This window comes from Massilia sp. Root335 (genome assembly GCF_001425685.1).
In the GTDB taxonomy this organism is placed as follows: Bacteria; Pseudomonadota; Gammaproteobacteria; order Burkholderiales; family Burkholderiaceae_D; genus Telluria; species Telluria luteola.
This window is the reverse complement of record NZ_LMCY01000064.1, coordinates 1-10047: the sequence shown is the minus strand read 5'-3', so window position 1 is coordinate 10047 and position 10047 is coordinate 1. Positions and strand designations below refer to the sequence as shown.

Here is a 10047-nt window from a genome sequence, read left to right as displayed (position 1 = left end):
CGGCGGCCTGGTGTTCTCGATCATCCTGAAGTTCCTGCCGACGATGATGGACCTGCACTTCCTCGCGCCGATCGGCTTCGCCGTCGACAACGGCACGGGCGTGTACGAGATCCCGTTCCTGGACCGCATGTTCATCGTATTCTGGCTGGTCGTCGCCGGCATGGTGCTGCTCAGCACCGTGTTCGCCCGCGGCAAAGTGAAAGCGCTGATCGTCGACACCAAGCTGTTCAAGGTCGACGGCGCGTTCGCCTTCGGCTCGGCCGTCATCTGCGTGGCGCTGGCCACGATCTACGGGATGTGGTGGTAACGATCCGCCGATCGTCGTAGGGCGGGCTCCCCGAGCCCGCGCGGACGTCCGCGTCACGCATGCGCTACGCGTGGGCACAGGGTGCCCACCCTACGCACGGAATCGAGGCGGCCTGCGGGCCGCCTTTTTTACGTCCGCCGCAACGCGTCCGTCACGAACGCCACCACCTCGGCACGGCACCGCCAGGCCTCCCGCAGCGCGTTCATGTAATAAAAGCTGTGCGGCACGTCGTGCCAGATGGAGAGCGTGACGCGATTGCCGGCCTGGCGCGCACGTTCGGCCGCCCGCCCGCTGTCGTCGAGGATGATCTCGGTGTCCGAGACGTGGAAATGGAGCGGCGCGAGGCCGGCCCAGTCGCCGAACAGCGGCGAGACCTCCGGGTGCGCCGGGTCGACGGCGCCAAGGTAAGTCATCCTCACCCACGGCCAGATGTTCGGTCCCTGCATGCTGTCGCGCGCGGCGTTGGCGGATGCGGACGGACTGCCGGCGGTCAGGTCGGTCGGTGCCGACAGCAGGATGCCGGCCGCCGGCTGGGGCCAACCGTTGTCGCGCGCCCGCATCAGCAGCACGAGCGCCAGGTTCGCACCGGCGGAATGGCCGATCACGACGATCTTGTGCGCCGGAATACCGGCGGCAAGCAGGCCCGCGTAGGCCGCGCAGCAGTCTTCCAGGCCCGCCGGAAACGGAAACTCGGGCGCGAGCCGGTACGGCACAAGCACGACGGGACATCCGGTGCGGCGCGCCAGTCCGGCACAGTAACGGCGATCGGCCAATGCGGGACGTACCGCGAAGCCGCCCCCATGGAGATACAGGATGACGCCGTCGCGGGCCGCGTCGGGCCGGCCGATCCATTCCACGCCCACACCGCCGACCTCAGCGGCATGGACCCGCACGGGCCGCCGGCCGAGCGTCCCCAGACGGTCGATACGCAGGTACGTCGCGCGCATGCGTCCGACGGACGGGATGTCGTTCCACAGCGGCTTCAGGCCGCGTCTCAGCCCAGAATTGACAATAGTCCGGATCAGCATGCCCCAGTGTAAAAGATATATTTACCAAAATGCAATAATTCTGGCGCGCTGATATGAAATACGAATCACAGCCCACCGAATCATATATTGGACAACTCTCCGCCGAAACGGCACCCTGATGCTTTTCGGATTCCCAGAGGAGACACCATGCCCACTTACCGTTCCCATACCACGACCCAAGGCCGCAACATGGCGGGCGCCCGCGCCCTGTGGCGCGCGACCGGCATGAAGGATGGCGACTTCGACAAACCGATCATCGCCGTCGTCAACTCCTTCACCCAGTTCGTGCCGGGCCACGTGCACCTGAAGGACCTGGGCCAGCTGGTCGCGCGCGAGATCGAGGCGGCGGGCGGCGTCGCCAAGGAATTCAACACCATCGCCGTCGACGACGGCATCGCGATGGGCCACGGCGGCATGCTGTATTCGCTGCCGTCGCGCGACCTGATCGCCGACTCCGTCGAGTACATGGTCAACGCGCACTGCGCCGACGCGATGGTCTGCATCTCGAACTGCGACAAGATCACCCCGGGCATGCTGATGGCCGCCATGCGGATCAACATCCCGACCGTGTTCGTGTCGGGCGGCCCGATGGAAGCGGGCAAGGTGCTCAAGGTCGTCAACAACGACAAGAAGATCATCAAGCTGGACCTCGTCGACGCGATGATCCAGGCCGGCGATTCGAACATCTCGGACGCCGACGTCGCCGAAGTCGAGCGCTCGGCCTGCCCTACCTGCGGCTCCTGCTCCGGCATGTTCACGGCGAACTCGATGAACTGCCTGACCGAGGCGCTGGGCCTGTCGCTGCCGGGTAACGGCACCGTCCTCGCGACGCACGCCGACCGCAAGGAACTGTTCCTGCGCGCGGGCCGCCTGATCGTCGACCTGGCCAAGCGCCACTACGAGCAGGACGACTACACGGTCCTCCCGCGCAGCATCGCCACCCGCGCCGCCTTCGAGAACGCGATGGCGCTGGACGTATCGATGGGCGGCTCCACCAACACCGTGCTGCACCTGCTGGCCGCCGCGCACGAAGCGGGCGTCGAGTTCAACATGGCGGACATCGACCGCATCTCGCGCAAGGTGCCCTGCCTGTGCAAGGTCGCGCCGATGACCAACAAATACCACATCGAGGACGTGCACCGCGCCGGCGGCATCATCGCCATCCTGGGCGAGCTGGCGCGCGCCGGCCTGCTGGACACGTCGCTGCCGACCGTGCACTCGCCGACCTTGGGCGACGCGATCGAAAAGTACGACATCAAGCGCAGCGACGACCAGGCCGTGCACACCCTGTTCCGCGCGGCGCCGGGCGGCGTGCCGACGCAGACCGCGTTCTCGCAGGCCGAACGCTTCGCCACGGCCGACCTGGATCGCGCCGAAGGCTGCATCCGCGACCGCGCGCACGCCTACTCCCAGGACGGCGGCCTCGCGGTCCTGTACGGGAACATCGCCGAGAAAGGCTGCATCGTGAAGACGGCCGGCGTCGACGACAGCATCCTGAAGTTCTCCGGCAAGGCGCGCGTGTTCGAAAGCCAGGACGCGGCCGTCGAAGCCATCCTGGGCGACACGGTACATGCGGGCGACGTCGTCATCATCCGCTACGAAGGCCCGAAAGGCGGCCCGGGCATGCAGGAAATGCTGTACCCGACGTCGTACATCAAGTCGAAGGGCCTCGGCAAGGCCTGCGCGCTGTTCACCGACGGCCGCTTCTCGGGCGGTTCGTCCGGCCTCGTGATCGGCCACGCGTCGCCGGAAGCGGCGGAAGGCGGCGCGATCGGCCTCGTGGAAGAAGGCGACATGATCGACATCGACATCCCGAACCGCACCATCAACCTGCGCGTGACGGCCGACGAACTGGCGCAGCGCCGCAGCGCGATGGACGCGCGCGGCGCGGCCGCCTGGCAGCCGGTGAACCGCGAGCGCGCCGTCTCGCAGGCGCTGCGCGCCTACGCGGCGCTGACCACGTCGGCCGACCGCGGCGCCGTGCGCGACCTGGCGCAGCTGAAGCGCTGACCGGCGCACGCGCCGCGTCGGCGCCGGCGGCCGCGCGGCGCGTCATCCCCGCCGGCGCCGTCCGGCAGCTTGACGAATTTGGCCGCGATGCTGGCCGCGATGGCGAGCAGTCCTGTCGTTGCGAGCAAGGCCTGGAGCATGGTGTCCTCACATGACATAGGTTTTGACGAAGAAGGCGAGCGTGATGCAGGTCGTGGCGAACAGCGTGACGGCGCGGATGACGTTGGATGGCGCGCGCCGTCCGAGGTGCGCGCCGCCATGGCCGCCGACGAGCGCGCCCGCCAGCATCGCCAGCGTTTCGGGCCAGCGCACCGCGCCCGCCGCGATGAAGGCGAGTACGGCCACCGTATTCGCCGCGCTGACCAGCAAGGTGCGCGGTGCGTTGAGCCGTTTCAGGTCGTGGCAGCCCTGCAGGCCCCACACCGCGATCATCATGATCCCGACCGCGCCGCCGAAGTAGCCGCCGTAGATGCCGAGCGCGAACTGCACGGCCAGCACCGCATGCGGGCGGATGCGCCAGCGCGCACGCAATGCGTCCCCGATGCGCCGTCCGAACGCGAGGGCGACGGACGCCGCCAGCAACAGCCACGGCAGCACGACCGTGAACGCCGCGGATGACGTCCGCAACAGCAGCACCGCACCCACCAGGCCGCCGCACAGCGTCGCGGCCAGCAACCCGCGGAGCGGAACGGCGCCGACCGTGCCCAGGCCGTCCCGATACGCCCATGCGCTCGCCACCCCACCCGGAAACAGGGCGACCGTACTGGAAGCGTTCGCCTGCACCGGAGGCACGCCCGCCGCAATCAGCACCGGCAGGCTGACGAACGAACCGCCCCCCGCCAGCGCATTCATCGCACCGGCCACCGCGCCGCCGGCAAACGTCAGGATCATTGTGTTCATGAGTCGATGGTAGCCGTGGCGGCGCCTCCCCACAATCCGGCAATCCCGGCGTGTCCTTTCGTGATTTCCGAATGCAGCGTTTCCCGGCCCTTCCGGCACGCCGCGGCGCATGCGTATTGTTAAATATTTGAACATTAACAAACGGCACATCCGGACGCCGGCGCCGCGCAAGCGCCGCCGGCCGGCAAAAAATCCTTGCCATAACAATATGTTAGCGATCATCTAACGGGTGTGTCGTTTATACGACCCATCAGCATATTTGTGTCGCAAAAGCTTGCGCTACGGCAACTCGGTCTGTAATCATCCTCATCGGTGCGGTTCACAAACAGCACACACGGGACACACCGGATACCGATCCGATGCTCGACCCATCCGAACACCGACTGACCGAACGGAGCGCCGCGTGACGCGACTACGCCCCCTGCAAACCTCTTCCCCGCTGATCGTGGCCCTGGCCGCGGCCTGCGTCATCGTGCCGCTGGCCGGCTGGCACTGGCATGGCTGGCTGTGCGCCGCCGTGCTGCTGGCCGGCGGTGCGTTCGCCGCCGTGCGCGCGGCGATGCCGGCGGCAGCAAACGGCCATGCGCCGGCGGACGACTACCTCGCCAGCCGCCGCGCGTTCGGCGCCGACGTCGCCGGCGTGTGGACGTCGCACATCGACGCCTCGCGCGAGCAGATGGAAACGGCCGTCGTGGAGCTCGTGCAGCGCTTCTCCGGCATCGTCATGCGCCTCGAACAGGCGCTCGCGACGTCCGGCGCCGCCCGCAACGGCGAGGGCGGCAGCATCGTCGACGTGTTCGCGGCCAGCGAAAAGGAGTTGCGCTCGCTGCTGGACATGCTGGCCGGCGCCGCCGCCAGCAAGCAGCAGATGCTGCAAAAGATCGAAGGCCTGCAGGAGGTCACCGCGCACCTGCAGGAGATGGCGGCGGACGTCGCCAGCATCGCCTGGCAGACGAATCTGCTGGCACTGAACGCGGCCATCGAGGCGGCGCGCGCGGGCGAGGCGGGGCGCGGATTCGCCGTCGTCGCGAACGAGGTGCGCATGCTGTCGAACCGCTCGGCCGAAGCGGGCAAGCACATCGCCGAGCAGGTCGGCCGGATCAGCAGCGCCATCGACACCACCTGCCGTGCCGCGGGCGATTCGATGCGCGAAGAGTCCCGCGCCGTGCAGGCGTCCGGCCAGATGATCGGCAACGTGCTCGGCTCGCTGCGCGGCGTCACCGACGCCCTCGTCGCATCGTCCGACCTGCTTGCGCGCGAGAGCGCCGGCATCCAGGGTGAAGTCGGCAATGCGCTCGTGCAGCTGCAGTTCCAGGACCGCGTCAGCCAGATCCTGTCGCACGTCCGCGACAACATCGCGCGCCTGCCCGCATGGCTGGACGAGCAGGCGCAGGACGGCGGCACGCCGCAGGCACTCGACGCGCGCAGCCTGCTGGCCGAGCTGGAAAGCACGTACGCGATGGCCGAGGAACGCACGCTCCACAAGAGCAGTGTCAAGGCGGCCCCGCGGCAGGCCGAAGAAATCACATTTTTCTAGGAACTCTCATGGCAAAAACCATCATGGTGGTGGACGACTCGATTTCGATCCGCCAGGTCGTCGGCATCGCCCTGAAGCAGGCCGGCTACGACGTCATCGAAGGCGTCGACGGCAAGGACGCGCTGGCCAAGCTGACCGGCCAGAAGGTCAACCTGATCATCAGCGACGTCAACATGCCGAACATGGACGGCATCACGTTCGTGCGCGAACTCAAGACCCGTCCCGCGTACAAATTCACGCCCGTCCTGATGCTGACCACCGAGTCGCAGGAAGACAAGAAGGAACAGGGCAAGGCCGCCGGCGCGCGCGCCTGGATGGTCAAGCCGTTCAAGCCCGAGGCCCTGCTGGCCGCCGTCCAGAAGCTGACCCTGTCCTGACCCCACCGCCGGCAACCGCCGGCGCATCCCGGAGCAATGATGAATATTGGCGAAACGAGCCAAGGGGCCGCTGCATGCCTGGCGGTCGAAGGCGAAATGACGATCTACCGCGCCGCGGAACTGAAACCCGCGCTGATGGACGCCGTGCGCGCGAGCGCCGCGCCCGCGCTCGACCTGTCGTCCGTCACGGAATTCGACTGCGCCGGCCTGCAGTTGCTGCTCGTGGCGCGGCGCGAGGCCGCGCGCCTCGGCCGGCATCTGGCGCTGCGCGGGGCCAGCCCCGCGGTGCGCGACGCCTGCGCCCTGCTCGGCGTCGACCTCGACGGAGATCCGGCATGAGCATCGACATCGACCAGGTGACGCACACCTTCATCGCCGAAAGCCGCGAGCTGCTCGAGCAGATGGAGTCCGCCCTCCTCGCCGTCGCGCGCGACGGCCTCGATGCCGTCAACGCGATCTTCCGCGCGGCCCACACGATCAAGGGATCGGCCGGCATGTTCGGCTTCGACCCCGTCGTCGAATTCACCCACGTGGCCGAGAGCGTCCTGGACAAGGTGCGCGACGGGACGGTTCCCCTCGGCGACGAACTGGTGGCGCTGCTGCTCGCCTGCCGCGACCACATCGGCGCGCTCGTCGACGCCGTCGAAAACGGCACGCTCGCCGCCAACGCCGCGCTCACGGACGCGGGCGCGCCGCTCGTCGCCGCGCTGCAGGGCTACCTGGGCGATGCACCGGCGCCGGCCAGCGCCAGCGCCGCCGGCACGCCGGACGCCGGCGCCGCCGGCCACTGGCACATCTCGCTGCGCTTCGGACCCGACGTCCTGCGCAACGGCATGGACCCACTGTCGTTCATCCGCTACCTGGGCCAGCTCGGCACCGTCACGGGCGTCGCGACGAGCGCCGACGACCTGCCCGCGGCGGACGAATTCGATCCCGAATCCTGCTACCTCGGCTTCGAGATCGGCTTTGCCGGCAACGCCGACAAGGCGACCATCGACAGCGTGTTCGACTTCGTGCGCGAGGACTGCGCCATCCGCATCCTGCCGCCCGAGAACCGCATCGCCGAATACATCGCCTGGCTGGACGAAGTGCCAGCGCAGCGCGAGCGCCTCGGCCAGATGCTCGTGCGCTGCGGCAGCATCACCGCGCACGAGCTGGAACAGGCACTCGCGGCGCAGGCGGCGAACGCCGCGCCGGGCCAACCGATCGGCGCCATCCTCGTCAGCCAGGGCGCCGTGCGCGCGCCCGTCGTCGAAGCCGCCCTCGCGAAACAGCGCCAGGCACCGGAAGCGCGGCCGCAGCAGGAAAGCCGTTCCGTGCGCGTGGACGCCGACAAGCTGGACCGCCTGATCAACCTCGTGGGAGAGCTGATCATCGCCGGCGCCGGCGCCAACGTCATCGCGCGCCGCACACAGATTCCCGAACTGCTCGAATGCACCTCCACGCTGTCCAGCCTCGTGGAAGAGGTACGCGACAATGCGCTGCAGCTGCGCATGGTGAAGATCGGCGCGACGTTCAACCGCTTCCAGCGCGTCGTGCATGACGTGGCGCGCGAGCTGGGCAAGGACATCCGCCTGGACGTCAGCGGCGAGGACGCGGAGCTGGACAAGACCGTCGTCGAAAAGATCGGCGATCCGCTCACGCACCTCGTGCGCAACGCGATGGACCACGGCATCGAGCCGGCCGACGTGCGCGCCGCGCGCGGCAAGCCGTCGCAGGGCACCGTCGCCCTGAACGCGTACCACGACTCGGGCAGCATCGTGATCGAAGTGACGGACGACGGCGGCGGCCTGAAACGGGAGCGCATCCTCGCCAAGGCCGTCGAACGCGGCCTCGTCGAGCCGGGGCGCCTGCTGACCGACAAGGAAATCTTCAACCTGATCTTCGAACCCGGCTTCTCGACGGCGGAACAGGTGACGAACCTGTCCGGCCGCGGCGTGGGCATGGACGTCGTCAAGCGCAACATCGTCGCCCTGCGCGGCAGCGTGGACGTCGCCAGCACGGAAGGCGTCGGGACCACCGTCACGGTGCGCCTGCCGCTCACGCTGGCCATCATCAACGGGTTCCAGGTCGGCGTCGGCAAGTCCGTATTCGTGATTCCGATGGAGATGGTCGAGGAATGCATCGAGTTCCACGACCAGCCGGGCTGCGACTGGGTCGACCTGCGCGGCCAGCCCCTGCCCTTCGTGCGCCTGCGCGAGCGCTTCGGCGTGGCGGGCGCGCCGGCGCGGCGCAAGAGCATCGTCGTCGTGCGCTACGGCGGCCGCAAGGCGGGCCTCGTCGTCGACAGCCTGCTGGGAGAATTCCAGACCGTGATCAAACCGCTGGGCAAGGTGTTCGCCGGCGCGCGTTTCCTGTCCGGTTCCTCGATCCTCGGCAACGGCGACGTGGCGCTGATCCTCGACATGGCGGCCCTGCTGGCCGGTGTCGAAACCGAAAGCCAGGCCGCGGCGGCCTGATACATCGCCAGTCTCAATTCAAATGAAGTGGAGAGCCATCGTGCTTAAGAATCTGAAAATCGGTATCCGTCTCGGCCTCGGCTTCGGCGTGGTGCTGCTGTTGTTGCTGGCGATCGCGCTGCTCGCCACGAACCGCATGGCGGCAATGAACCAGGCCACCGTGTACATCACGGCGGACGCCTATCCGAAGGTCGTCATCGCCAAGGACCTGATCCGCGACGTCGTCGACATCCCGCGCCAGATGCGCGGCATGCTGCTCACGAGCGACGAGGCGGACAACGAACGCTATCGCAAGCTGATCGAACAGCTGCGCGCCGACACGAATGCACGCGTCGGCGACCTGACGAAACTCGTCGCCAGCGAGACGGGCAAGAAGCTGCTCAAGCAGATCGTCGAGAAGCACGCGGCGATCGAACCGGCGTACGCCCAGTTTTACGGCGTGGTGCGCGGCGACCGCCAGCGTGCGGCGGAATTCGTCAGCAAGGAGTACATGCCGCTCAACCGCGAGCTGATCGAAGCCGTCGACGAACTGGCCAAGCACCAGTCGGACAAGATGCAGACGGTGGCCGACGACGCAAGCCGCAACTACGAGCAGACCCGCCAGCAGGTGCTCGCCATGACCGCCGGCGCCGCCGTTCTCGCCCTGCTCGTGGCCACGCTCATCACGTTGTCCGTCACCCGTCCGCTGCGCATCGCCGTCGATGCGGCCGACCGCCTGTCCGGCGGCGACCTGACCGTCGACATCGGCGCCACGTCGCGCGACGAAGCGGGCCGGCTGCTGGCCGCGATGAAGAACATGATCGCGAAGCTGACGCAGGTGGTCGGCGACGTGAATGGCGGCGCGCAGTCGCTGGCGTCGGCGTCGGAACAGGTCAGCGCCACGGCGCAATCGCTGTCGCAGGCGGCATCCGAACAGGCGGCCGGCGTCGAGGAAACCAGCGCCTCGCTGGAACAGATGACCGCGTCGATCGCGCAGAACACCGAAAACGCCCGCGTCACCGACGGCATGGCCGCACAGGCCGCGCGCGAGGCGGCGGAAGGCGGCGAAGCGGTGAAAGCCACCGTCGCGGCGATGAAGCAGATCGCCAGGCAGATCGGCATCATCGACGACATCGCCTACCAGACCAACCTGCTGGCGCTGAACGCCGCCATCGAGGCGGCCCGCGCGGGCGAGCACGGCAAGGGTTTCGCCGTCGTGGCAGCCGAGGTGCGCAAGCTGGCCGAGCGCAGCCAGGTGGCCGCGCAGGAGATCGGCGAAGTGGCGTCGAACAGCGTGGACCTGGCGGAACGCGCCGGCGGCCTGCTCGACCGCATGGTGCCGAACATCCGCAAGACGTCCGACCTCGTGCAGGAAATCACGGCGGCGTCGGAAGAGCAGTCGGCCGGCGTCGGCCAGATCAACGCCGCCGTCGGCCAGATGAGCCAGACG

General features: G+C 68.2%; 8 protein-coding genes and 1 pseudogene. 7 read left to right on the top strand and 2 right to left on the bottom strand.

Going from position 1 to position 10047, the window contains the following annotated elements; genetic code table 11:
• Positions 1–307, top strand: a pseudogene (locus ASC93_RS27905) (sodium transporter); the annotation flags it as partial.
• Between the two features lie 128 nt (positions 308–435).
• On the opposite strand, the gene ASC93_RS27900 reads toward ASC93_RS27905, so the two are convergent.
• Positions 436–1335, bottom strand: coding sequence for an alpha/beta hydrolase (locus tag ASC93_RS27900; protein WP_082548395.1), 900 nt, complete (start codon positions 1333–1335; stop codon positions 436–438).
• A 147-nt stretch (positions 1336–1482) separates the two neighbouring features.
• Between ASC93_RS27900 and ilvD the strand changes: the two genes are divergently transcribed.
• Entirely contained in the window at positions 1483–3345 is a 1863-nt protein-coding gene (gene ilvD, locus ASC93_RS27895) for a dihydroxy-acid dehydratase (RefSeq protein ID WP_056450424.1), read from the top strand.
• A 147-nt stretch (positions 3346–3492) separates the two neighbouring features.
• Here the strand turns inward: ilvD and ASC93_RS27885 are convergent, their stop codons facing one another.
• The gene (locus ASC93_RS27885; protein ID WP_056450420.1) at positions 3493–4245 is read right to left on the bottom strand and encodes a sulfite exporter TauE/SafE family protein; all 753 of its coding nucleotides are present in this window, start codon (positions 4243–4245) and stop codon (positions 3493–3495) included.
• Between the two features lie 403 nt (positions 4246–4648).
• Between ASC93_RS27885 and ASC93_RS32655 the strand changes: the two genes are divergently transcribed.
• From ASC93_RS32655 to ASC93_RS27860, 5 genes are all read left to right on the top strand, one after another.
• A complete protein-coding gene (locus ASC93_RS32655; protein WP_056450417.1) occupies positions 4649–5782 on the top strand; it encodes a methyl-accepting chemotaxis protein in 1134 nt (377 codons plus the stop codon).
• A gap of 8 nt (positions 5783–5790) precedes the next feature.
• Positions 5791–6159 (top strand): response regulator, encoded by a 369-nt coding sequence (locus ASC93_RS27875; RefSeq protein WP_056450415.1) that lies wholly within the window; start codon positions 5791–5793, stop codon positions 6157–6159.
• Positions 6160–6255: 96 nt separating this feature from the next.
• Positions 6256–6498 carry a lipid asymmetry maintenance protein MlaB gene (locus tag ASC93_RS27870; protein ID WP_229412895.1) on the top strand — a complete coding sequence of 81 codons (243 nt, stop codon included), beginning with the start codon at positions 6256–6258 and terminating at the stop codon, positions 6496–6498.
• 2 nt (positions 6499–6500) lie between these two features.
• Entirely contained in the window at positions 6501–8618 is a 2118-nt protein-coding gene (locus ASC93_RS27865; protein WP_056450429.1) for a chemotaxis protein CheA, read from the top strand.
• 40 nt (positions 8619–8658) lie between these two features.
• The coding region (locus tag ASC93_RS27860) for a methyl-accepting chemotaxis protein (protein ID WP_056450411.1) at positions 8659–10047 on the top strand (1389 nt) is incomplete at its 3' end.

What these genes read in the sequence shown, in the direction of transcription:
- ASC93_RS27900 (WP_082548395.1), bottom strand. Translation starts at nt 1,335, where the DNA reads ATGCTGATCCGGACTATTGTCAATTCTGGGCTGAGACGCGGCCTGAAG.
- ilvD (WP_056450424.1), top strand. Translation starts at nt 1,483, where the DNA reads ATGCCCACTTACCGTTCCCATACCACGACCCAAGGCCGCAACATGGCG.
- ASC93_RS27885 (WP_056450420.1), bottom strand. Translation starts at nt 4,245, where the DNA reads ATGAACACAATGATCCTGACGTTTGCCGGCGGCGCGGTGGCCGGTGCG.
- ASC93_RS27875 (WP_056450415.1), top strand. Translation starts at nt 5,791, where the DNA reads ATGGCAAAAACCATCATGGTGGTGGACGACTCGATTTCGATCCGCCAG.
- ASC93_RS27870 (WP_229412895.1), top strand. Translation starts at nt 6,256, where the DNA reads ATGACGATCTACCGCGCCGCGGAACTGAAACCCGCGCTGATGGACGCC.